Here is a 20,453-nt window from a genome sequence, read left to right as displayed (position 1 = left end):
GTTATGGTTTTTGTTATCCGTTAGCGGGTCTTATGCCGCCTGTTGCACGCCTGCTTTGCCGGTCACGGCACGTTTGAGCCAGTAGTCGAGGCTGACGTAGCGGCCACCGCCGTAAACCAGCAGCACCAGCAGCATCACGAAGTAGGTGGCGGCAAACTCCATCCCGTTGTTGAGCATCACGGGATCCCCGAGCTCGGTGATGTAGTTGTAGCGACCGGGGAAATTCGCCGCCAGCCACTCGATAAAGCCGTTGAGGCGCAAGGTGGCCTCCATGCTGCCGGTGGCGATGGCATCCCAGCCGTGCTTCCAGTGCACCATGGCGCTCGCCACGCTCATCAGGAAGATGGTGGGAATGGCCATGATGCGGGTAAAGAGGCCAAGGGCGATGCAGATGCAGCCCAGCACCTCGGTGCCCGCAGCCAGAAAGGCGAGCAGGGTCGGGAACGGCAGGTTGAGCCCCCCTTCCGAGACTGGCGCACCAAACCAGGCGACGGTACCGGCAAAGCCCATCACCTTGGAGTGGGCCCCCACATAGATGACCGGAATGAGATAGAGACGAATGGCCAGCAGGGCCAGAAAATCGAGCCGCTTGCACTGGGCCACCGCCCGCTCGTACCACTGGATCAGGGGATTGTTCATGGGAATTCTCCTTGGTGTTTGCTAAATGGGTGCAAGGGGGCGCCGGGCTGGCGCTCACCGACGGGCAGGATCAACAGACCCAGCCGGTGAAAATGGCGTGCCCACCCTGTCAGATCAAAATCACGGCGAACCTGTTGCACCTGTTGCTTGAACGCGGCTTGAGTGATCCCCGGCTGCTGTTGCAGCAACTGGATCAGCGCCACATCCCATTCGCGCAACCGCTGGGTCACCACCTGATGCTCCGGGCTGCGAAACAGGCCATAGAAGTGGTTGCCCTGCCGGGTCGGCACCACGCCGCTGCGACGAATGGCGAAGGGGATCTCCAGCAGTTGCAGGGTGGGATTGAGCACAAGCGGACTCTCCGCCGTCACCTCAACCCCCGATATAACTTGCGGCACCACCCCTTCATCAATCTCGACACAGAGGCAGGCCCACTCGTACTCCAGCAGCGCCAGCCGCTGCTTGGGCCAGTTGAGAGAGCCCTCGCCGTGGCGATGCTGCACATAGCGGACAAACTCGGTGGCGATATGGTGAAACTCGGGGGCCTCGGCGCCGTGCGCGATGACAAAGCCCTCCACCAGCTGCCACCTATCCACCGGTGCCCAGTGAGCGTGGGTGAGCGGAAAAGCGCTCTCCAGCACCGACTCCAAATTGGCGCGCACGCTGCGGGCATAGTGGCTGGCGATGCCATCCTGCGGCAGCCGCACCCGGCTCGCCAGCCAGGCGGTCTGCTGCTGCATTCGCTGCGGCGCCGTTTTAGGCGCAGTGATCAGGGATAACCGTCTATCCATAACGCACCTCCCGCACCTGACGGTCTATCGCCTCGCAACAGGCGCCGTGCACCCGCGCCAGCTCGGCCTCCAGCTCTGCCAGCGGTGGCAGATGGTGATCCCGCTCCAGCAGCAGGGGGCGCAGGCCGTGGGTCTGCACCGTATAACGGGCCAGCGCTACCACCGCCTCACAGACCGGACGACCATGGGTATCCAGCAAGGTGCCATCCGCCTCTTCCAGATGACCGGCGATATGGAAATAGCGGATCGCACTGCTCGGCAGCCCGGCAATCATCCGCTTGGGGCAGTAACCGTGGTTGCGGCTGTTCACAAAGACGTTGTTGATATCGAGCAACAGCTCGCAGCCGCTGCGCGCCACCAGCTCGGCGAGAAAATCCTCCTCCGGCATCTCGTGGTCATAGCCGTGGTAGTAGGAGATATTTTCCAGCACCAGCGGGCGGGCCAGCGCCTCCTGCACCTGCGCGATCCGCTCTGCCAGATAGGGGATGTTCTCCCACTGGCGCGGCACCGGTAGCAGTTCGTAAAGATACCCCTGCTGGTCGCGGGAAAAGCTCAGGTGCTCGCTGTAGATCTCTATGCCGAACTCGTCCAGAAAGGTGCGGATCTGGCTGAGCAGGGTGCGATTGAGGGGCTGGCAATCGCCGAGGGAGAGGCTGAGGCCGTGGGCCACCAGCGGGTAACGCTCGGCCAGCTGGTGCAGTTGCGCCCGCTTGGCGCCGCCGATGGCCATCCAGTTCTCCGGCGCCAGTTCGAGAAAGTCGATGCCGGGGCGGACGGGACCGGAGCAGAGCGCATCCAGATGCTCCTGACGCAGCCCGATCCCCCGACTGCGGGAGCTTATTGGCCGCATACCCCCTCCGTCATCTTGCTGCCGTTGCTGGATCTGTCGCCATCAATCCCCTCGCCCGCCACGCCACACTTGCCATCGCGGGCGCGCACCAGCCGCCCCTGCGGATCACTGTCGAGGGCTTGCTTCTCGAAGCGCTTCTCGGTGCCGCACTTGCCCGCCGCACACTTGCCGCCGTGCTGTTCGCTGGGGGCGGCCTTGACCGGCGCATCGCTCGGGGTGGCCGCCAGCGCCAGCCCCGGTGTCAGGGCAATCAGGCTGGTCATGGCGATGGAGAGGGTCAGTTTGCCGGTGGTTTTGTTGCTGCTTGAGTTACTCATGAGCGGACTCCTTGACTGCTGAAACGGGGTAACTGGAGAGATCGCGGGCGGCCACGATCTGACCGTGGAACTGCTGCTTGACGATGGCCATCGCCTCTTTCTTGTGATTGAGGCCAACCCCCATCCAGTGGTTGAGCACCAGCAGCTTGGGGTTCACCTCGGCCGCAATCTTGGCCACCACCGACGGCTTGGCGTGAAGCGAGGCGGAGACCGGGTCGGCCCCTTCGTGGATGGCGAGCGGCATCACCAGAATGTCGGCCCCCTTGGCAAACGGCACAAAGGCCGGGTTGCTGCCGTTCTGATCCGCAGAGATAACGATGGTCCCCTCGGCGCTCTGGATCCGGTAGGCCAGACAGGGCACGTCACCGTGGGGGATGCCGAGCGCGGTGATGGTCAGCCCATCCTGCTGATAGACGGTGTGAGGCTGCGGGCTCTGGTAGGGCACATCGTGCAAGGTGATGGGGAAGAGGCCATCGGTGCCATCCTTGAAACCGCTCAGGTAGGCATAAGCGCCCTTGTCTTTGTTGAAGAGGGCATCAAAGTAGCCGCTCATGCTGGGGAAGGCCGAACCTGCCTCGGGCCCCGCCAGATCCAGCGGATCGCTGCGCTCGAAGAAGTAGGCCCCCTTGAGCAGGGCGGGCAGGTCGGTCACATGGTCGGTGTGAAAGTGGGTAATGCCGATAAAATCGACCTCTTCGAGCTTGGCCCCCGCCTGACCGAAGCGCAGGTAGACGCCGCCACCGGCATCGATCAGGATGCGGGATTTCCCCTTCCACCAGATCACCTCGCTGGAGGAGGCGCGCTGATCGTCGGAGATGGGGCCGCCGCTACCGAGCACCTGCAGGGTGAAGGTTTTATCCAGTGGCGTCAGTTGTACCGGTTCGGCACAGGCCGGGGCGACGGTGAGCGCGCACCCGATGGCCAGCGCCACCGCTTTCAATCTCTGTTTCATCACAATTACCTGTCGGTTGGTTGTCGGTTGAAAGTGTGTCGTTTGTGTCGTTTAAAGAGGGGGAGAGAGGGGCCGATGGCGACGAGTGAACGCCCACCACCGGCCGTGGCGGGGCGCGAGCCCCCGCCGTCAGTTACCGTCCCGTTCGTCCGCCTGCCAGCGCGCTTCCAGCCAGAGCAGGTTGCACAGGCCCAACAGCAGGGCGAATCCGAGGCCCAAAATCCAGGTGAAGTACCACATAGCAGATCCCTTGAGGTCAGTAGAGTTGATGGCTGTCGCGCTTGATGCGGGCACGGTCGAGCTTGCCGCGCACCACCCGATAGACCCAGCCGGTGTAGCCGAGGTTGACCGGCATCAGCACCAGCACGAGGCCGAACATGATGGCCAGGGTCTTGTAGCTGGAGGTGCTGTCCCACAGGGTCAGGCTGCTGACCGCATCGAGGGATGAGGGCAGCACGAAGGGGAACAGGGCGATGGCCACCGAGCAGAGCATGGCGGCGCAGGCGATGGCGCTGGCCAGTAGCGCAATCCGGCCCCGCTCCAGCCAGGAGGCAATCCCGCTCACCAGCGGCGCCAGCGCCCCGATGATCGGCACCAGCCACAGCAGCGGATAGTCAAAGTAGTTGCGCAGCCAGCCTCCGGCGTGGGGGATCACCCCCTTCATCAGCGGGCTGATGGCAGCATTCGGGTCAAAAGGTTGTGTACCGACACCGGTCAGCTGAAACCCTTGCAGATCCACCAGATGCCAGCCGGCCAGCAGGTAGCAGAGGCTCACTAGCGGGGCCAGCAGGATGGCGATCCCCCGAGCCCGCAGCGCAGGGGTGCCGGTGACCTTGGCTTGCAGAAAACCGGCGCCGTGCAGCAGCAGCAGACTGATGGCAGTGGCCAGCACCGAGAGCAACCAGCCCCAGTGGAAGTCGAAGGCGCCATAGTGCAGACGCAGCGCCGTGTCGAAGCGAAACGGCAGCCCTTCCATCACCAGACCGATAGCCGCACCGAGGATGAGCGCCGGTATCAGGCCACCGGCCACCAGTGCCCGATCCCACCAGCGGCGCCACACCGGATCGGCCAGCTTGCTGCGATAGTCAAAGCCGACCGGACGCAAAAATAGCCCGAGCAGCAGCACCACCATGGGGATGTAAAGCCCCGAGAAGGCGGCGGCATAAACCAGCGGCCAGGCGGCGAACAGGGCTCCGGCACCGGCAATCAGCCACACCTGATTGCCCTCCCACACCGGTCCCACGCTGTTGATCACCAGACGGCGGTCGTCGTCATCTTTCGACACCACCGGCAGCAGCATGGCGATGCCGAGATCGAAGCCATCCATCACGATAAAACCGACCATCATGAAGAGCACCAGCGCCCACCAGATGAGTTTCAGGGTTGCGTAATCCATCAGGCGATCCTCGCAAGTTCGGGTTGTTCACCGCTGTAGCGGCCGGTATGGAGAATGGCGGGCCCCTTGCGGATCACATGGCGCAACAGGAACAACTCCACCACCAGCAACAGGGTGTAGATGGAACAGATGGCGATCAGGCTGAACCAGAGTTGGCCCGGCTGGAGCAAAGAGACCGAGGCCGAGACCGGCAGCACATCGCTGATGGTCCAGGGTTGACGGCCGAGTTCGGCCACCAGCCAGCCCGCCTCGATGGCAATCCAGGGCAGCGGAATGCTCCAGAGCAGGGTCTTGAGCAGCCGTGGCGAGTCTTGCAGCCGGTTGCGGCAGAGCTGGACAAAGCTCACCACCATCAGCCCCAGCATGGTGATACCAAGCCCCACCATCACCCGAAAGCCCCAGAACAGCGGCGCCACTGGCGGGATGGAGTCATCGACCGCTTTGGCAATCTCCGCCTCACCGGCCTTGGCGATATTGCTGGCATAGGGGGTGAGCAGCATGCCGTAGCCGAGATCCTTGCCGTGCTGCTCGAAGCGGGCGCGGTTGGCAGGTGTATTAGCGCCCTGCCGGATCTGGTCGAGAGCCTCGGCCGCCACCATGCCGCTGCGGATGCGCGCCTCGTTCTGCACCTTGATATCCTTGAGGCCGGTCACCGCCTCGTCGATGGAGCGGGTAGCGATGATCCCCATCAGATACGGGATCTTGATGGCTGCGTGGGTGGTCTCGGCAGTCTGATCCGGGAAGCCGAACAGGGTAAAGGAAGCTGGCGCTGGCTCGGTCTCCCACTCCGCCTCGATGGCGGCGAGCTTCACCTTCTGCACCTCGCCGGTGCGATAGCCCGACTCATCCCCGAGCACAATGACCGAGAGGATGGCCGCCAGCCCGAAGCCGGAGGCAATGGCGAAGGAGCGCAGGGCAAACTGCACCTCGGTTTTGCGCAGCAGATACCAGCTGCTCACCCCCATCACGAACATGGAGGCCGCCACATAGCCCGCCGCGACGGTGTGAACGAACTTCACCTGCGCCACCGGGTTGAACAGCACGGCGGCGATATCTACCAGCTCCATGCGCTGGGTCAGCAGGTTGAACTCGGCCCCCACCGGGTTTTGCATCCAGCCGTTGCCGATCAGGATCCAGAGCGCGGAGAGATTGGAGCCGAGCGCCACCAGCATGGTCACCAGCAGGTGCTTGCCGCGGGAGAGCTTGTCCCAACCGAAGAAGAAGAGCCCCACCAGGGTCGATTCGAGGAAGAAGGCCATCAGCCCCTCGATGGCCAGCGGAGTACCGAAGATGTCCCCCACATAGTGGGAGTAGTAAGCCCAGTTGGTGCCGAACTGAAACTCCATGGTGATCCCCGTGGTGACCCCCATGACGAAGTTGATGCCAAACAGTTTGCCCCAGAAGCGGGTGATGTCCTGATAGATCACCTTGCCGGTCATCACATAAGCCGACTCGGCGATCACCAGGATCCAGGACAGCCCCAGCGTGAGGGGCACAAACAGGAAGTGGAACAGGGCCGTGGCGCCAAATTGCAGGCGAGACAGGCTGACCACGTCATCCGGATTGATCATGCGTCACTCTCTTTTGTTGTATTTGCCTTGCACGTTTCGTGCGTGACAAGTACATCACGGAGCATGACACCTATAACAGATGCAGTTATATTGAATTACACCTATAACAGTTGATCCAGATCATGTCTCTTTACCAGCAGTTGGCCGACCGCCTGCAAAGCCAGATCGACGATGGTATCTGGCAACCGGGGGAGCGCATCCCCTCCATTCGCCAGAGCTGCAAGACCCACGGGCTCAGCCCCATGACGGTGCTGCAGGCCTATCAACTGCTGGAGAGTCAGGGGCGGATCCTCGCCCGCCCCCAGTCCGGTTACTACGTCAAAGCCGCCTCACCACAGGTCGTGCAGCACACGCCGAGCCAGACCCACTACAGCGGCTCGGTGGATATCAACGATCTGGTGTTCGAGGTGTTGCAGGCGAGCAAATCGCGGGATCTGGTGCCCCTTGGCATGTCAGTGGCAGACCCGACCCTGTTCCCCCATCCCCAGCTCGGGCGGGCCCTGGCCAGCTGCATGCGCAAGCTCGATCCCTTCAGCACGGTGGCCGACCTGCCCCCCGGCAACGAAGCGCTGCGCCGCGCCATCGCCCAGCGCTACGCCAGCGACGGAGTGGCGGTCAATCCGCAGGAGATCATCATCACCACCGGCGCCATGGAGGCGCTCTCCCTCAGCCTGCAGGTGCTGACCGAGCCCGGTGACTGGGTGGTGGTGGAGTCCCCCACCTTCTATGGCGCCCTGCAGGCCATCGAGCGGCTGAAACTCAAGGCGGTGGAGATCCCGGTGATCCCGGGGGTGGGCATCGATCTGGCGCTATTGGAAGATGCCCTCAGCCAGATGCCGATCAAGGCGTGCTGGCTGATGGGCAATGTACAGCACCCGCTGGGCCACACCATGCCGGATGGTCACAAAGCGCAACTGATGGAACTGCTCAACAGCCACGGGGTGCCGCTGGTGGAGGATGACGTCTATGCGGAGGTCTACTTCGGCCGCGAGCGCCCCAAGCCGATCCGCCACTGGGATCAGCGTGGCGACAGCCTGCTCTGCAGCTCCTTTTCCAAGTGTCTGGCACCGGGCTTTCGGGTCGGCTGGGTAGTGGCGGGGCCCCATGCCGAGCGGGTGCAGCGGCTGCAACTGATGTCCACCCTCTCCACCAATGTACCGAGCCAGCTGGCGCTGGCCGAGATGCTGCGCCAGGGCGGGGTCGATGCCCACTTTCGCCGCCTGCGCCACACCCTGGCCCAGCGCCAGCAGCAGATGCGGGCGGCCCTGCAACGACTGTTGCCGGACGAGGTGCGGATCTCCTCCCCCGATGGCGGCTACTTCCTCTGGCTGGCGCTGCCTGCCCATTTCGACAGCCGCGCCCTGCACGCCAAGGCTCTGGGCAGCGGTTTTTCAGTGGCCCCCGGCGCGCTCTTCTCCAGTCAGGGGCAACACAACCACTGCCTGCGCCTCAACAGCTCCCATCCCTGGAGCGAGCAGCTGGAGCAGGCCCTCACCCGGCTGGCGGAGCTGATTGCCGCGCAGCTCGGTGAAAAGTAACGTGGCAAAGAGCCGTTGGCGAAACGAACAAAGGCCCGTAACGGGCTTGTGTAGTTGGGGAGTGACGCGCCTTGGCTCGCCATCAGAAACTGGTTATCTGGCCATGATCTGCGACTGCACCTTGAAGCCCAGCGCCTCGTAGAGCGCTTGGGCACGCTCGTTGAAGGCCATCACCTCCAGCCGGATTTGCTGAGCATCACGGGCCTTGGCCCACTCATCGCAATGGGCGATCAGCGCCTTGCCAATCCCGCGGGAGCGGTGCTGCTCATCCACCACCACGGAGCCGATACGGCAAATCGGCGCACGGGTGAGAAAAGGCACGCTCTCATTGATGTCTATCCGCGCCGTCAAAAAGCCCACCACCCAGCCATCCTGCTCGGCAACGCAGAACAGACGCCCTTCTGCGGCAATGGCGCTCAGCAAAAATGCCCGCGCCTCTGTCGAAGGGGGGCAGAACACCTCGGGATAGTGTTGATGGTGGATCTCTCCTATCTGCCGGTTCAGCTCGACAATGGCGTCGATATCCAGTTCGCTTGCCTTGCGTATCTCCAACGGTTGCTCCTTGCAAAAATGGTGATGGTCCTGCGCCATCTTAGGGGCTGTGTCCCGCAATCCAAATAGGCTCATCCGTATCTTTTGGCGGGCAGCAGAAACAACAACGCCCCTTGAGCGGGGCGTTATCGGCAATCCATGGCGATGAGGGGTATCAGGCGGGGGCGTTAAGTTGGGCCACCTGCCGCTCGATGCTGCCTTTGAGGTTGTCATCGAGCTTGAGGGCGCGCGCCAGTTCGTCGAGATAGCCTCGCTCCATAAAGTGATCCACCTCGATGGCGAGCAGGGAGGCGAGATAGACCTCGGTGGCCAGCTCCATGTCGGTCACTTCCCGCGCCAGCGCGTGGGGATCGAGGGGGCGGGCCAGCTCGGCGTCAATCCAGCGGGCGACATCGCTCTGACCCTGTTCGGTCAGGTACTCCTGAATTTTCTGGCGCTCGGCGCCGTCGATATGGCCATCGGCCCGGGCCGCGGCCACCATGGCACGCACCAAAAGCGCCGCGCGGGCATCCAGCGCATTGCCTTCCAGCCCGCTGATGGGATGGGTAGGCTGGGCGGGCGCCGCCTGCTGGGCCTGCCAATCCTGATAGAGCTTGTAGGCCAGCCCGCCAAGGGCCGCAGCGCCGCCCACGGCAGCGGCCTTGCTGCCATATTTGCGCACTTTTTTATTGCCCAGCAGCAGACCGAGCGCACCGCCGGCCAGCGCTCCCTGCATCTGCCCCTTGCGCTTGTCTCCGCCTTCGTTGAGCCAGCCTTTGCCAGCCCCCAACAACTGTTCCAGCATCTGTTTCATCGTGGCACCTCGCTATTGTTCGGCCCATGCTGGCGCCAGACTGATGAACCAAGAGTGAATGGGCCCCATTATTGCGCCGTCCCCTGTGCATCCTGCCGCCATTCGCGGTATACCTGAAACAGGTCAACAAGGAGCATCAGGATGCGCATCATCACCCCTTTCGTGGTTCTGCTGTTGTGCGGCACTGCCAGTGCCGCCAGCGAGCTGGATCGCTCAGCCCAGCAGGCCAAGCTGGATGCCGCCTGCCAGCAAGCTCAGCAGCAACTGGTCGAGCAGGGCAAGCAACAGCGGATCGACGCCTGCATCAAGGAGGGCGGCAAGGCCGACAAGTGTCAGCAGGAGTTCACCAGCTTCGGCCAGCGCGAGGGCAACAAGCGGCCCGACCTCAACAACCTGCCCCCCTGCCAACAGGCTGACGCCTACCGCAAGAGCTACCGTCAATGACCCCGAACCAAGGAGAGAGCATGATCCCCCCCCGTGAACTGACCCTGCAATTTTTGGCCGAACCCTCTGACGTCAACTTCGGCGGCAAGGTGCATGGCGGCATGGTGATGAAGTGGATCGATCAGGCGGGCTATGCCTGCGCCGCTGGCTGGTGTGGCGGCTATGCGGTGACCGTCTATGTAGGGGGGATCCGCTTTTTGCGCCCCATCCAGATTGGCCAGCTGGTGGAGGTGCAAGCCCAGGTGATCCACACCGGCACCACCAGCATGCATCTGGCGGTGGATGTCTACAGCCGCCATCCCACCGACACCGAGCGCCACAAAACCACCCACTGCATCATCATCTTCGTGGCGATGGATGAGCACGGCAAGCCGACCCCAGTGCCCCAGTGGCAGCCGGTAAGCGAGAGCGATCTGCAGTTGCAGCAGTACGCCAAAAAGCTGATCGCCCTGCGCGAGGAGATCGACAAGGAGATGCGCCAGCACCTCTGACCTTGGTGATTCCCCTTCCCGATACAGCGGGCGCTTTCGGCCTGCGGCGGCGCCCCTGTATAATCCCCCCTCTTCCCGCAACCGGAACCCTGCCCATGTCACTGGAAACTGCCCCGCCCGAGGTAAAACTCGCGGTGGATCTGATTGAACTGCTGGAAACCAATGAGCTGGCTCCCGAGCTGGTGCTGGCGGCACTGGCCATTGTGAAACAGGATTACGAGCGCAAGCTGGCGGAGGGGAAGGATCACTGATCCCTCCCCGCACTTTTTCTGCCTTATCTTTCCGACGCCAGTTTTTCCCCACAGAAGTTTTTTCCCCACATAGCCACTCACTGCGGCCCCATCACCTCGTCGCACAGGGCGATTAGGGCCGCGCTCAAGCGGGTGAGTGGCTCGCTCCCGCTTCCCCCGGCATGGAGGGCCAGCTCCACCGGCGCCACCTTGGGCCACTGGGTCAGGGCCAGCTGATCGGCGGGCATCAGCCGTTTGGGCAGCAAGCTCACCCCGATCCCCGCGCTCACCGCCCCCTGCAAGCTGGCAAGGCTGGCGCTGACATAGGCGATACGCCAACGCCGGCCAAGGCCATCGAGCGCCTCGGTCATCTGCCGCCGATAGAGCCCTTCGCTCGGGAATACCACCAGCGGCAGCGGATCCCGTTCCCGTGCGGGCCAGTCGCGACTGTCGACCCAGACCAGCGGCTCGCGCCAGCTGGCAAGGGGCGAACCCTGCCCGCGCGTCTGCTTGACCAGCGCCAGATCCAGCTCTCCCGCCTCGAAACGCTGCCAGATCTCGTGGCTCAGGCCGCTTTGCACTTCCAACCGTACCTCGGGGTAATCGCGGGCAAAGGCGGCCAGTACCGGGGTGATGGCACCGGCGGCGAAATCCTCCGGCACCCCGAGGCTGAGCGATATGCTCCCCTCGCTCACCTGCTCCTCGGCCTGCGCCAGCAGCGCCAGAATGCGGCGGGCCAGCCCCAGCAATTTTTCCCCCTCCGCCGTCGCCACTACCCTTCGGCCAGCGCGATCGAGCAGCGGGCAGCCGAGCTGCTGCTCAAGGCGGCGGATCTGCTGGCTGATGGTGGATTGGGTCAGATGAACCCGTTCACCGGCGCGGGTAAAACTGCCGGTGTCGATAATGGCGACAAAACTGCGCAGCAACAGGGGATCCAGCATGGGGCACTCCATTTACAAAACCACTGAAACTCATTCTATCATTTAATTTCCAAATGACTTTTTTCGCCGCTAGGCTGGCATTTGTTCTGTCAAGTCAGGGTTTTTCATCATGTCACAGCCTCTTGTAGCGTCTACCCCTCTTCGCTCGCTCACCCCATCAACCTCACTCCAGACTCACCGACAATGGCTGGAGCAGGCGGTGCAACTGGCCAGAGCAAATCACCGGCAGGGCGGTCGCCCCTTCGCCGCCCTGCTGGTGCGCGATGACCAGCTGGTAGCGAGCGCGGTCAACGGCATTCATCTGGATGGCGATCCCACCCGTCACGCCGAGCTGGAGGCGCTGCGCAAGGCAAGCCAGAGCGCGCCGCTCGCGGGCGGCATCGTCTATGCCAGCGGTCACCCCTGCCCCATGTGCCTCGGCGCGCTGGTGATGAACGGTATAGCCGCCGTCTATTACGCCTTTGATAACGCCGATGCGGCCCCGTTCGGCTTTGACAGCACTGCCGCCTATCAAACGCTGGGACTGCCGCTGGCACCGCCACCTCTGCCGCTGGTCAAACTGGCCGTCACCATGACGGCGGCGGATCTCTACGGCCACCAGCCGCAACAAGCAGCGCCTGATCATGAGTAAAGGGACTTTCGAACGCCCGGCAGAAGCGCGCCGCCAGCAGTTTGCCCTGCTGGTGCTGGTGATCCTGACTGGCCTGAATCTGCGCCCCTTTCTTACCGCCATCGGCCCGCTGAGCGGCGAGATTGGCCGCGCCCTGTCGCTGGGGATGGACACCCTCGCCTGGCTTACCCTGCTGCCGCTCTGGCTCATCGGGATTGGCGTGCTGCTCACTCCCAGCCTGCGTCGGCGCGCCAGTGCGTGCCAACTGCTGGGGCTGGCCCTGTTGCTGCTCGGCGTTGGCAGCGCTATGCGCTTCGATGCCCAAAGCGGTGCCTTGCTGATCGCCAGCGCGGCGCTGTGTGGATTGGGGTCGGCACTGGTGCAGGGGGTGCTGCCGGCACTGATCAAGCAGGCCTTCGCCCACAAGGTGCCGCTGGTGATGGGGATCTTCTCTGCCTGCATGATGGGGGGCGGGGCATTGGGGGCCAGTCTCACCCCAAGGCTTGCAGTCAGCCTCGACTGGTCGCGGGCACTGGCGCTCTGGAGCCTGCCGGTGCTGCTGGCCCTCGTCTGGCTAGGGTGGAAAGTGCGTCTGCCACGGGCCGCCGCGGTCGCCATTCCCCACGGCGAACAGCGGCTGATCACCTTGCCCCGCAGCTGGTTGCTGATCGTCTGCTTTGGCATCATCAACAGCGGCTACGGCATCGTGGTGGCCTGGCTGGCCCCCGCCTATATGGCGCAGGGCTGGAACGCTGCACAGGCTGGCGGGCTGGTCGCCTGGCTGGCACTGGCGCAGACCGCCAGCGGTCTCGGCTTGCCGCTGCTGGCGGCGCGCAGTCTGGATCGACGACCCTGGATGGGCCTTGCCATCGCCATGCAGCTGGCGGGATTCGGCGGCCTATGGCTGGCGCCAGCCAGTTCCCCCATTCTCTGGTGCATGCTGTGCGGCGCCGGTCTTGGCGGCAGTTTTTCGCTCATCATGGTGATTGCGCTCGATCACCTGCCCGACCCGCGCCGCGCGGGCACACTGAGCGCCCTGATGCAGGGCTTCGGCTTTATGCTGGCGGCCACCGGCCCCTGGGTGGCGGCACGGCTCTATCACTATGTGAGCGACTTCGCAGCTGCCTGGCAGTGGCAACTGGGGGGCTTACTGCTGATGAGCCTGCTGGTGCTGCGCCTCGACCCGCGCCACTACCCCCGCGTTATGGGGTTACCGACCGCCAGCGAGCCGTCCCTTTCGGCTCCCCGCCCAACCGACTCTGCGACCCAAAGCAACACACCGGCCTGAGGCCGGTGTGTTGGGGATGACAAGGTAGGCTGACGCCGCTCAGGGGGGCAACTTAGCGCCCCTTCTTCTGCCGTCCGCTGTTAGCGGTGCGCGGCTTGCCTGCGGCCGGTTTGCCTCCCTTGGGAGCCCCTTTGCCAGCACCGCCCCTGTTGGCTGCACCTTTGCCCGCACCACCCTTGCCCACCGGCAGCTTCTTCTCGAAGGCTTCCGGGCCCGGCACATTGGGGCGACCGCCAATCTCGTGATCATCATCGCGGCGCGGCTTCTTGCCCTGCCCCGGTTTGGCGCTTTGCGCCGCAGGAGCCTTGGCCGCCTTGGGTTTGTCGCCTTTGGCCGGTTTCACCTCGGAGGAGGAGTCCTCAATCAGCTTGAACAGATCGATCAGCTCGTCGTCGGTGAGATCGCGCCACTCGCCCACCGGCAGCCCCTTGAGGCTGACGTTCATGATGCGGATACGCTCCAGCTTGGTCACTTCAAAACCGAAGTGTTCGCACATGCGGCGGATCTGGCGATTCAGCCCCTGCACCAGGGTGATGCGAAAGACGAACGGTGCCTCTTTCTTCACCTTGCACTTCTTGGTCACAGTACCAAGGATCGGCACCCCGGCCGCCATGCCGCGCACAAACTCGTCGGTCACCGGCTTGTCGACGGTCACCAGATACTCTTTCTCGTGATCGTTGCCTGCCCGCAGGATCTTGTTGACCAGATCGCCGTGGTTGGTGAGGAAAATCAGCCCCTGCGAATCCTTGTCGAGCCGCCCGATGGGGAAGACCCGGGTGCTGTGGTTGACGAAATCGACGATATTGTCCTTCTCGCCCGCCTCCGTGGTACTGACGATGCCCACCGGCTTGTTGAGGGCGATCAGCACCAGACTGTCCGCCTCGCGCGGCTCGATCACCTGACCGTTCACCTTGACCAGATCGCCAACCTGCACCTGATCGCCGATCCCGGCGCGCTTGCCGTTGATAAAGACGTGGCCCTGCTCGATAAAGCGGTCGGCCTCGCGGCGCGAGCAGATACCACTCTCGCTGATGTATTTGTTCAGGCGCATGGATTCGTTAGCCAGCATGGTGCACCTGCCACAGGGTCTGGGCCGCGCCCGGTTGTGCCATCGCCTGTTCCGGCTGCGCCGGGGAGGCTGTTTGCTGCATCAGCCAATTCACTACGTCAAAGTTCTGCATACCATTCCATCTTCAAAAAAGGCCAATGCCAGCTTATCCATCAAAAAACGCCGCTACAGTAGCATAATTGCCCCCGCTCAGGGGCAGATAGTTGCAAGATCGCAGCGCCCAAGCGGGCATCCGCGGATAAGTTCACAGCGCCAGATGGCCGCGATGCAACCTTTGAACGGCCAGCCTGATGCCAACAGCGGGATCTGGTGCCCACAGCCAGCGTGGCCGAACGCCATCAACTATACATATCACCTTGTTTCCATTAGGCTTTAAGCCGATTGGCAGCGCCTAGGGTGCTGCGCCGAACTCGCCCGCCCAGAGGCGGCCCCACCCCTATCGCCAAGGATTGCACCATGCTGGCTCACACTCGCCGCCTTGTTCGCCGTGCTCTGCTGACCCTGTTGCTGCTGTTGCTGACCGCATGGGCGGTGATCGCCTACTTCGCCTGGCAGGCAGCGCCGCTGCAGCTGTGGCACACAGTGGTGCCCCCCGAACTCAGCGCCGATGAGCTCGATCGCAGCGACTGGCAAGCCTATCTGGCCCGCGAAGCAGAGCTGTTCGAGCTGGTGGCCACCGAGGTGGTTGCCAAGACGCCGCCGGAGCAGCAACTGGCCAGCAATCGCTACTATCAGGACGCCCCCATCAATCCCGCCCGCTTTCAGCAGAACTGGAACCGCTCCTACCTGCTGCGCCCCGAGGGGGAAGTCAAAGGGGTGGCGGTGCTGCTGCACGGCCTGACCGACTCCCCCTACAGCCTGCGCCATCTGGCCAGACGTTATCAGGAGCAGGGCTTTATCGCGCTGGGGCTGCGGATCCCCGGCCACGGCACAGTGCCCGCTGGCCTCGTAGATGTGGATTGGGAAACCTGGCTGGCCGCCACCCGACTGGCGGTGCGGGAGGCCAGATTGCTGGCACCGGGCAAGCGGCCGCTGCATCTGGTGGGCTTTTCCAACGGCGGCGCGCTAGCGGTGAAATATGCGCTCGATGCGCTGGCCGACCCGAGCGGCACGCTGGCAAAACCGGATCGGCTGGTGCTGATCTCCCCGATGATCGGGGTGACCCGCTTTGCCCGCTTCGCCGGGCTCAAGGCCGTGCCCGCTCTGCTGCCCGCCTTTGCCAACGCCGCCTGGCTCGACACCATGCCGGAGTTCAACCCGTTCAAGTACAACTCGTTTCCGGTCAACGGGGCGCGCCAGTCCTATCGCCTGACCCACGCCATCCAGCAACAGGTGCGCCAGCTGGCCGCCAGTGGCGAGCTGGCGGCGTTTCCCCCCGCCCTCACCTTCCAGTCGGTGATGGACTACACCGTCAGCACTCGCTCCATCATTGCCGATCTCTACCACTACCTGCCGGCCAACGGCAGCGAACTGGTGCTGTTTGATATCAACCGCAGTACCCTGTTTGGCCCGCTGATGAGCTCGGCCTCCGAGCTGGCGCTGCACCGCTTGCTGCCAAACGCCCCCGGGCACTATCGCCTCACCGTGGTGGGCAATGTGGACCCCGCCTCCCCCGCGACGCAGGCCAGAACGCTGGCCAGCGCAGATCAGCCTGAGCAGCTCCGCCCGCTGGGTATCGATTATCCCAAAGAGATCTACTCCCTCTCCCATGTGGCGCTCCCCTTCCCGATGGACGACCCCCTCTATGGCATGGCGGCGCGCCCGCAGCAGCGGGAGCAATACGGCATCAACCTCGGTGGTCTGGCCCTGCGTGGCGAGCGCGGAGTGCTGATCGTCAACCCCGGCGCCCTCACCCGCACCTCCTCCAACCCCTTCTACCCCTATCTGCAGCAGCGGGTGATGGAGACCCTCACCGCCCCTCCCGTCGCTCGTCCTGCCGCCGTCACCCCTGCCAGCAGTGGTCAACCTGATGCGGCCTATCAGGCCGAGCTGGAGCAGTTTTTACAGGAGAGCGACGAGAGCGGTGCGCCTTTCTAGGGCGCTTCTGGAGAATCGGCAAAGAGCCACTGGCGCTGGGTCGATAGCGATACGAGAAAGGGGCTGTCAATTAACGGCCCCTTTCTATTGATGATGGCGATGGGACTGATGGCTTGGTGGGCTCAGGGATAGATGCTCACTTCTATCAGATTCTGATCCGGGTCGAGGAAGTAGATGGATTCTATCGGCCCACAAGCACCGCTTTTGGTCACCGGCCCCTCGACAATCTCCACCCCGTGGCAGGCAAGCTGGGCCATCACCTGCTCCAGCGGCCAGCGGGTGATAAGGCAGACATCCCCCGACCCCACCTGCGCCCGATTGCGCGGCTCCTGCCCAAGCAGCTGCAGATTGATCTTCTGGTTGCCAAACCCTACCGCCCGGCGCCCCGTACCGAAGGTGATGGCCTCCATATTGAGCACCGAACTGTAAAACGCCACGGCCCGTTCGATATCACTGACCGTCAATACCAGATGGTCGATATGGCTGATCATGGTTACCTCCTGGTGGTGATCTGGCTGATGTGACCGACATATGCCCGCAAGCATCCGACTGTTACCGCCACGGCGGGCAACCCCATCTTACCCGGCAAGAGAGAGCCCATGTGTGCCGTGGCGCGCAAAGAAAACGCAAATGATCTGGTCAAATAAATTCGCGTTACTGCACCGCTGCACACGCTTTATTCCGCTGGGCCTGCAGGGTCTCATCTTCGCTATCCATCGCCGCCAGAATCGCCTGATTGCAAGCCCGCTCTGCCAGCTTGGCCGGACTCTGTTTGGCATCCCCTATTTCGGCGATAAGGGGCCGATAACTGACGGCTGCCGAGCAATACATGGTGCGAAATTTGGGCAGTTGCCAGCTGCTGTCATCCTGCCGGGTCAAGTCATCACACAGCTTGTGAAAAAGGGCGGACGCCTTGACCGTGCACTGGCTAAAACGCCGCACATCCTGCTGGTAGGGACGACAAACGCTCGGCTGCTGGATCTGCCACAGCTGAAAAGAGAACGGAACCGACTCCCCTTCATACTGCACCACCAGCGTCTTGGCCTCAGTGCCATAGATATCCGCAACCTGCTGCTGTACCAGATTGAGATAAGCCGAAAAAAGATAGGAAACCGGATCCATCACCACCTCCCTGTGGGTGTATTACGTGCAACGCACATAGTTGCGTAGCCTATCCAATCGCGAGCCTGAAACATGAAAATGAAAAATAGCTTACTGATTTATTTAGATAAATTTATGGACTGGGCGCACGCTATCGCAAAATGACAGCTGAAATGCGGTGTCGTTTGGATTAATATGCCTGGCGATAAAAGCACACTCGGATGACGCCGTCTATCACTATGATACCGGCCAATCCCAACAGCATTATCTCCTCTAATTAGGATCTGGTTTTGAGCGATAACTGGACAGAAGAAGAGCTAAGGGCTGCGGTTATTGCATATTTGGATATGCAAACCAAAGCATCTCTTGGTGAACCCTTCGTGAAAAAGCACTATTACCGGGAATTGGCGAGCCAATTCGGGCGTACGGAGAAATCCTTCGAATATCGGATGCAGAACATCTCATATGTCTGTGCCGAAATGGGACGAGATTGGCTCCCCGGGTTAAAACCCGCCAAAAATGTGGGGGCAACCGCTTTTACGCATATCGAACGCCTGATCCGCCAACAGGAACTTAACCTTCGCTCTTACAAAAACGCGCTGGAACAGCCGCTTCCACAAGGGGTCGAAACGCCCCAATCACGTTATGTCATCACCAACAGTCATGAACGAGACCTGCAAGTCAGGGAGTGGGTACTGCAAAATGCAGCCCAACAATGTGAATCATGTAACGAACCTGCTCCCTTTATAACCGTCGCAGGGGAACCCTTCTTGGAAGTACATCACCTGAAAGGGTTAGCAGAGGGTGGCTCAGATACGGTTAGCAACACGGTAGCCCTTTGCCCTAATTGCCACCGAGAGATGCACTACGGCTGTAATAAAACGGAGATTGTCGAGGTTCTTTATCAACGGATTAAACGTCTCGTTCGCGAATAATCACCCACTCAGAGGTAGATTGTTCACGCAGTGTTGCTTACTGGCGCAAAACCCACCGGATTCTTGCCCAAAACCCCGGCTAAATTATCCAGTTGCATAATAACCATGCGGCCTTGCGGTTGTTTAACTGGCCCTAACGTCAGATAATACCGCCCGCCTTCAACCCCCCGATAACCCGACTTTCAGTGACGGTAATTGATGACTGAGTACCTGCTTTTATTGATCGGCACCGTGCTGGTTAACAACTTCGTGCTGGTGAAATTCCTCGGCCTCTGCCCCTTTATGGGAGTCTCCGGCAAGCTGGAAACCGCCATCGGCATGGGGCTGGCGACCACCTTCGTGATGACCCTCGCCAGTGCCAGCTCCTATCTGGTGGAGCACTATATCCTGCTGCCGCTGGATATCGCCTATCTGCGTACCCTCGCCTTTATTCTGGTGATCGCCGTGGTGGTACAGTTTACCGAGATGGTGGTGCGCAAGAGCAGCCCGACCCTCTATCGCCTGCTGGGGATCTTCCTGCCGCTCATCACCACCAACTGCGCGGTGCTCGGGGTGGCGCTGCTCAGCATCAATGAGCGACACGACTTTATCCAGAGCGTGATCTACGGCTTTGGCGCCGCGACCGGCTTCTCGCTGGTGTTGATCCTGTTTGCCGCCATGCGTGAGCGTCTGGTCGCCGCCGATGTACCCGCGCCGTTTCGCGGGGTGTCGATTGCCATGATCACCGCCGGTCTGATGTCGCTGGCCTTTATGGGCTTTACCGGCCTTATCAAGATATAACCATGATCCATATTCTCTTTGCCATTCTGGTGCTCACCCTGCTGGCGCTGGCGTTCGGGATTATCCTGGGCTTTGCCGCCGTCAAGTTTCATGTGGAAGCAGACCCCATCGTCGACCAGCTCGATGCCCTGCTGCCGCAAACCCAGTGTGGCCAGTGCGGCTATCCCGGCTGCAAACCCTACGCCGAGGCGCTCGCCAACGGCGATCAGATCAACAAGTGCGTACCCGGTGGCGAGGCCACCATGCGCAAGATTGCCGATCTGATGGGGGTCGAGCCCCAGCCACTGGGGGGCAGTGACGAGGCCGCCGTGCCGGTCAAAAAGGTCGCCTTTATCCACGAAGATCAGTGCATCGGCTGCACCAAGTGCATTCAGGCCTGCCCGGTGGATGCCATCGTCGGTGCAACCAAGGCGATGCATACCGTGATTGCCAACGAGTGCACCGGTTGCGATCTCTGTGTCGATCCCTGTCCGACCGACTGCATCGAGATGATCCCGGTGCCCACCACGGTCGATAACTGGAAGTGGGATCTCAATAACGTGCATGTTCCGGGCAAGATTCCGGTCAAGATAGTGGAATAAACAGCGGAGCAACCATGCATTCCTTACTCGAACGTATCAAAGCCGGCACGCTCTGGGACTTTCACGGTGGCATTCACCCCGCCGACAACAAGCTGCAATCAAGCCAGAGCCCGGTGGTAGACGCCGGTCTGCCGCCACGTCTCATCATTCCGCTGCGCCAGCACGCAGGCCCCGCCGGCGATCTGCTGGTGCAGGTGGGCGACAAGGTCAAAAAAGGGCAGCCGCTGACCCGTTATGCCAAGGGGCGGGTCGTCCCTGTCCATGCCTCCACCTCCGGCACCATCACCGAGATTGGCAACCACACGGTTGCCCACCCCTCCGGGCTCGGCGATCTCTGCGTCATTCTCACCCCGGATGGGGAAGATGAGTGGGGCGAGCGCAATGGCAAACCCGATTACTGGAATCTGGAGCGGGGCGAGCTGCTCGAACGCATCCAGCAGGCGGGAGTAGCGGGCCTTGGCGGCGCCGTGTTCCCGACCCACAGCAAGCTCGACGGCCGCGGCCAGCTCACCGAGATCCTGATCGTCAATGGGCTGGAGTGCGAACC

25 protein-coding genes and 1 pseudogene are annotated in these 20,453 nt (G+C 62.2%); 11 read left to right on the top strand and 15 right to left on the bottom strand.

The window, feature by feature from the left end:
• Positions 1–30: 30 nt before the first annotated feature.
• The 8 genes from G5358_RS08625 to G5358_RS08590 form a co-directional block, all read right to left on the bottom strand.
• Positions 31–639: a DoxX family protein gene (locus G5358_RS08625; protein WP_421323953.1), complete on the bottom strand. Its 609-nt coding sequence runs from the start codon at positions 637–639 to the stop codon at positions 31–33.
• Positions 636–1,430 (bottom strand): putative DNA-binding domain-containing protein, encoded by a 795-nt coding sequence (locus G5358_RS08620; RefSeq protein WP_421323952.1) that lies wholly within the window; start codon positions 1,428–1,430, stop codon positions 636–638. Before G5358_RS08620 ends, G5358_RS08625 begins: the two co-directional genes overlap by 4 nt.
• Positions 1,423–2,280 carry a DUF692 domain-containing protein gene (locus G5358_RS08615; protein WP_421323951.1) on the bottom strand — a complete coding sequence of 286 codons (858 nt, stop codon included), beginning with the start codon at positions 2,278–2,280 and terminating at the stop codon, positions 1,423–1,425. The genes G5358_RS08620 and G5358_RS08615 overlap by 8 nt, the downstream gene beginning before the upstream one ends.
• Positions 2,268–2,597 carry a hypothetical protein gene (locus G5358_RS08610; RefSeq protein WP_064338245.1) on the bottom strand — a complete coding sequence of 110 codons (330 nt, stop codon included), beginning with the start codon at positions 2,595–2,597 and terminating at the stop codon, positions 2,268–2,270. Before G5358_RS08610 ends, G5358_RS08615 begins: the two co-directional genes overlap by 13 nt.
• Positions 2,590–3,549, bottom strand: coding sequence for an MBL fold metallo-hydrolase (locus tag G5358_RS08605; RefSeq protein ID WP_227342400.1), 960 nt, complete (start codon positions 3,547–3,549; stop codon positions 2,590–2,592). Before G5358_RS08605 ends, G5358_RS08610 begins: the two co-directional genes overlap by 8 nt.
• Positions 3,550–3,678: 129 nt before the next feature.
• Entirely contained in the window at positions 3,679–3,789 is a 111-nt protein-coding gene (gene cydX, locus G5358_RS08600) for a cytochrome bd-I oxidase subunit CydX (protein WP_005337572.1), read from the bottom strand.
• Between the two features lie 16 nt (positions 3,790–3,805).
• Complete coding sequence (gene cydB / locus G5358_RS08595) at positions 3,806–4,945, bottom strand: cytochrome d ubiquinol oxidase subunit II (RefSeq protein WP_139462118.1); 1,140 nt, start codon at positions 4,943–4,945, stop codon at positions 3,806–3,808.
• Positions 4,945–6,516 (bottom strand): cytochrome ubiquinol oxidase subunit I, encoded by a 1,572-nt coding sequence (locus tag G5358_RS08590; protein WP_421323950.1) that lies wholly within the window; start codon positions 6,514–6,516, stop codon positions 4,945–4,947. The genes cydB and G5358_RS08590 overlap by 1 nt, the downstream gene beginning before the upstream one ends.
• A gap of 122 nt (positions 6,517–6,638) precedes the next feature.
• Between G5358_RS08590 and G5358_RS08585 the strand changes: the two genes are divergently transcribed.
• Positions 6,639–8,054 (top strand): PLP-dependent aminotransferase family protein, encoded by a 1,416-nt coding sequence (locus tag G5358_RS08585; protein ID WP_216953288.1) that lies wholly within the window; start codon positions 6,639–6,641, stop codon positions 8,052–8,054.
• A 93-nt stretch (positions 8,055–8,147) separates the two neighbouring features.
• On the opposite strand, the gene G5358_RS08580 is transcribed toward G5358_RS08585, so the two are convergent.
• Both G5358_RS08580 and G5358_RS08575 read right to left on the bottom strand, forming a co-directional pair.
• A complete protein-coding gene (locus G5358_RS08580; RefSeq protein ID WP_421206461.1) occupies positions 8,148–8,606 on the bottom strand; it encodes a GNAT family N-acetyltransferase in 459 nt (152 codons plus the stop codon).
• Positions 8,607–8,760: 154 nt separating this feature from the next.
• A complete protein-coding gene (locus G5358_RS08575; RefSeq protein WP_005350838.1) occupies positions 8,761–9,399 on the bottom strand; it encodes a tellurite resistance TerB family protein in 639 nt (212 codons plus the stop codon).
• A 141-nt stretch (positions 9,400–9,540) separates the two neighbouring features.
• Between G5358_RS08575 and G5358_RS08570 the strand changes: the two genes are divergently transcribed.
• The 3 genes from G5358_RS08570 (at position 9,541) to rsmS (ending at position 10,585) form a co-directional block, all read left to right on the top strand.
• Positions 9,541–9,843 (top strand): hypothetical protein, encoded by a 303-nt coding sequence (locus G5358_RS08570; RefSeq protein ID WP_227342393.1) that lies wholly within the window; start codon positions 9,541–9,543, stop codon positions 9,841–9,843.
• Positions 9,844–9,863: 20 nt separating this feature from the next.
• Positions 9,864–10,334, top strand: a complete 471-nt coding sequence (locus G5358_RS08565; protein ID WP_421323949.1) for an acyl-CoA thioesterase — start codon at positions 9,864–9,866, stop codon at positions 10,332–10,334.
• Between the two features lie 95 nt (positions 10,335–10,429).
• Positions 10,430–10,585 (top strand): pleiotropic regulatory protein RsmS, encoded by a 156-nt coding sequence (gene rsmS, locus G5358_RS08560; RefSeq protein WP_080768580.1) that lies wholly within the window; start codon positions 10,430–10,432, stop codon positions 10,583–10,585.
• A 77-nt stretch (positions 10,586–10,662) separates the two neighbouring features.
• On the opposite strand, the gene G5358_RS08555 is transcribed toward rsmS, so the two are convergent.
• Positions 10,663–11,505, bottom strand: coding sequence for a LysR family transcriptional regulator (locus tag G5358_RS08555; RefSeq protein ID WP_421323948.1), 843 nt, complete (start codon positions 11,503–11,505; stop codon positions 10,663–10,665).
• Between the two features lie 109 nt (positions 11,506–11,614).
• Here G5358_RS08555 and G5358_RS08550 point away from each other — a divergent pair, with 109 nt between their 5' ends.
• Positions 11,615–12,136 carry a nucleoside deaminase gene (locus G5358_RS08550; RefSeq protein ID WP_374996644.1) on the top strand — a complete coding sequence of 174 codons (522 nt, stop codon included), beginning with the start codon at positions 11,615–11,617 and terminating at the stop codon, positions 12,134–12,136.
• Positions 12,129–13,403, top strand: coding sequence for an MFS transporter (locus G5358_RS08545; RefSeq protein WP_421323947.1), 1,275 nt, complete (start codon positions 12,129–12,131; stop codon positions 13,401–13,403). The genes G5358_RS08550 and G5358_RS08545 overlap by 8 nt, the downstream gene beginning before the upstream one ends.
• Positions 13,404–13,455: 52 nt before the next feature.
• Here the strand turns inward: G5358_RS08545 and rluF are convergent, their stop codons facing one another.
• Both rluF and G5358_RS08535 read right to left on the bottom strand, forming a co-directional pair.
• A complete protein-coding gene (rluF, locus tag G5358_RS08540) occupies positions 13,456–14,472 on the bottom strand; it encodes a 23S rRNA pseudouridine(2604) synthase RluF (RefSeq protein WP_421323946.1) in 1,017 nt (338 codons plus the stop codon).
• A complete protein-coding gene (locus G5358_RS08535; protein ID WP_265177312.1) occupies positions 14,462–14,584 on the bottom strand; it encodes a hypothetical protein in 123 nt (40 codons plus the stop codon). The genes rluF and G5358_RS08535 overlap by 11 nt, the downstream gene beginning before the upstream one ends.
• 344 nt (positions 14,585–14,928) lie before the next feature.
• On the opposite strand from G5358_RS08535, the gene G5358_RS08530 reads away from it, so the two are divergent.
• Positions 14,929–16,509, top strand: coding sequence for an alpha/beta hydrolase (locus tag G5358_RS08530; protein WP_216953280.1), 1,581 nt, complete (start codon positions 14,929–14,931; stop codon positions 16,507–16,509).
• Between the two features lie 122 nt (positions 16,510–16,631).
• On the opposite strand, the gene G5358_RS08525 is transcribed toward G5358_RS08530, so the two are convergent.
• Positions 16,632–17,000: a VOC family protein gene (locus G5358_RS08525; RefSeq protein ID WP_216953279.1), complete on the bottom strand. Its 369-nt coding sequence runs from the start codon at positions 16,998–17,000 to the stop codon at positions 16,632–16,634.
• A gap of 163 nt (positions 17,001–17,163) precedes the next feature.
• Positions 17,164–17,631 carry a hypothetical protein gene (locus tag G5358_RS08520; protein ID WP_216953278.1) on the bottom strand — a complete coding sequence of 156 codons (468 nt, stop codon included), beginning with the start codon at positions 17,629–17,631 and terminating at the stop codon, positions 17,164–17,166.
• Positions 17,632–17,900: 269 nt separating this feature from the next.
• Between G5358_RS08520 and G5358_RS08515 the strand changes: the two genes are divergently transcribed.
• From G5358_RS08515 to G5358_RS08500, 4 genes and pseudogenes are all read left to right on the top strand, one after another.
• Positions 17,901–18,545, top strand: coding sequence for an HNH endonuclease (locus tag G5358_RS08515; protein ID WP_216978453.1), 645 nt, complete (start codon positions 17,901–17,903; stop codon positions 18,543–18,545).
• 198 nt (positions 18,546–18,743) lie between these two features.
• A complete protein-coding gene (gene rsxA, locus G5358_RS08510; protein WP_005337600.1) occupies positions 18,744–19,325 on the top strand; it encodes an electron transport complex subunit RsxA in 582 nt (193 codons plus the stop codon).
• A gap of 2 nt (positions 19,326–19,327) precedes the next feature.
• Positions 19,328–19,906: an electron transport complex subunit RsxB gene (gene rsxB / locus G5358_RS08505; protein ID WP_005350799.1), complete on the top strand. Its 579-nt coding sequence runs from the start codon at positions 19,328–19,330 to the stop codon at positions 19,904–19,906.
• Between the two features lie 14 nt (positions 19,907–19,920).
• Positions 19,921–20,453 (top strand): annotated as a pseudogene (locus G5358_RS08500) (electron transport complex subunit RsxC); the annotation flags it as partial.

Source organism: Aeromonas sp. 604176 (assembly GCF_049170755.1).
GTDB lineage: Bacteria > Pseudomonadota > Gammaproteobacteria > Enterobacterales > Aeromonadaceae > Aeromonas > Aeromonas veronii_A.
Note: the sequence above shows the minus strand (reverse complement) of the source record. Positions and strands in the feature narration are given on the sequence as shown.

Bases quoted from the DNA above. Each gene is read 5' to 3' on its own strand.
- G5358_RS08530 (WP_216953280.1), top strand. From the start codon at position 14,929: ATGCTGGCTCACACTCGCCGCCTTGTTCGCCGTGCTCTGCTGACCCTG.
- G5358_RS08605 (WP_227342400.1), bottom strand. From the start codon at position 3,549: ATGAAACAGAGATTGAAAGCGGTGGCGCTGGCCATCGGGTGCGCGCTC.
- rsxB (WP_005350799.1), top strand. From the start codon at position 19,328: ATGATCCATATTCTCTTTGCCATTCTGGTGCTCACCCTGCTGGCGCTG.
- G5358_RS08520 (WP_216953278.1), bottom strand. From the start codon at position 17,631: ATGGATCCGGTTTCCTATCTTTTTTCGGCTTATCTCAATCTGGTACAG.
- G5358_RS08570 (WP_227342393.1), top strand. From the start codon at position 9,541: ATGCGCATCATCACCCCTTTCGTGGTTCTGCTGTTGTGCGGCACTGCC.
- G5358_RS08625 (WP_421323953.1), bottom strand. From the start codon at position 639: ATGAACAATCCCCTGATCCAGTGGTACGAGCGGGCGGTGGCCCAGTGC.
- G5358_RS08525 (WP_216953279.1), bottom strand. From the start codon at position 17,000: ATGATCAGCCATATCGACCATCTGGTATTGACGGTCAGTGATATCGAA.
- G5358_RS08550 (WP_374996644.1), top strand. From the start codon at position 11,615: ATGTCACAGCCTCTTGTAGCGTCTACCCCTCTTCGCTCGCTCACCCCA.
- G5358_RS08565 (WP_421323949.1), top strand. From the start codon at position 9,864: ATGATCCCCCCCCGTGAACTGACCCTGCAATTTTTGGCCGAACCCTCT.
- G5358_RS08575 (WP_005350838.1), bottom strand. From the start codon at position 9,399: ATGAAACAGATGCTGGAACAGTTGTTGGGGGCTGGCAAAGGCTGGCTC.
- G5358_RS08545 (WP_421323947.1), top strand. From the start codon at position 12,129: ATGAGTAAAGGGACTTTCGAACGCCCGGCAGAAGCGCGCCGCCAGCAG.
- G5358_RS08615 (WP_421323951.1), bottom strand. From the start codon at position 2,280: ATGCGGCCAATAAGCTCCCGCAGTCGGGGGATCGGGCTGCGTCAGGAG.
- G5358_RS08610 (WP_064338245.1), bottom strand. From the start codon at position 2,597: ATGAGTAACTCAAGCAGCAACAAAACCACCGGCAAACTGACCCTCTCC.
- rsxA (WP_005337600.1), top strand. From the start codon at position 18,744: ATGACTGAGTACCTGCTTTTATTGATCGGCACCGTGCTGGTTAACAAC.
- G5358_RS08555 (WP_421323948.1), bottom strand. From the start codon at position 11,505: ATGCTGGATCCCCTGTTGCTGCGCAGTTTTGTCGCCATTATCGACACC.
- G5358_RS08535 (WP_265177312.1), bottom strand. From the start codon at position 14,584: ATGCAGAACTTTGACGTAGTGAATTGGCTGATGCAGCAAACAGCCTCC.
- G5358_RS08620 (WP_421323952.1), bottom strand. From the start codon at position 1,430: ATGGATAGACGGTTATCCCTGATCACTGCGCCTAAAACGGCGCCGCAG.
- cydX (WP_005337572.1), bottom strand. From the start codon at position 3,789: ATGTGGTACTTCACCTGGATTTTGGGCCTCGGATTCGCCCTGCTGTTG.
- G5358_RS08590 (WP_421323950.1), bottom strand. From the start codon at position 6,516: ATGATCAATCCGGATGACGTGGTCAGCCTGTCTCGCCTGCAATTTGGC.
- rluF (WP_421323946.1), bottom strand. From the start codon at position 14,472: ATGCTGGCTAACGAATCCATGCGCCTGAACAAATACATCAGCGAGAGT.
- rsmS (WP_080768580.1), top strand. From the start codon at position 10,430: ATGTCACTGGAAACTGCCCCGCCCGAGGTAAAACTCGCGGTGGATCTG.
- cydB (WP_139462118.1), bottom strand. From the start codon at position 4,945: ATGGATTACGCAACCCTGAAACTCATCTGGTGGGCGCTGGTGCTCTTC.
- G5358_RS08585 (WP_216953288.1), top strand. From the start codon at position 6,639: ATGTCTCTTTACCAGCAGTTGGCCGACCGCCTGCAAAGCCAGATCGAC.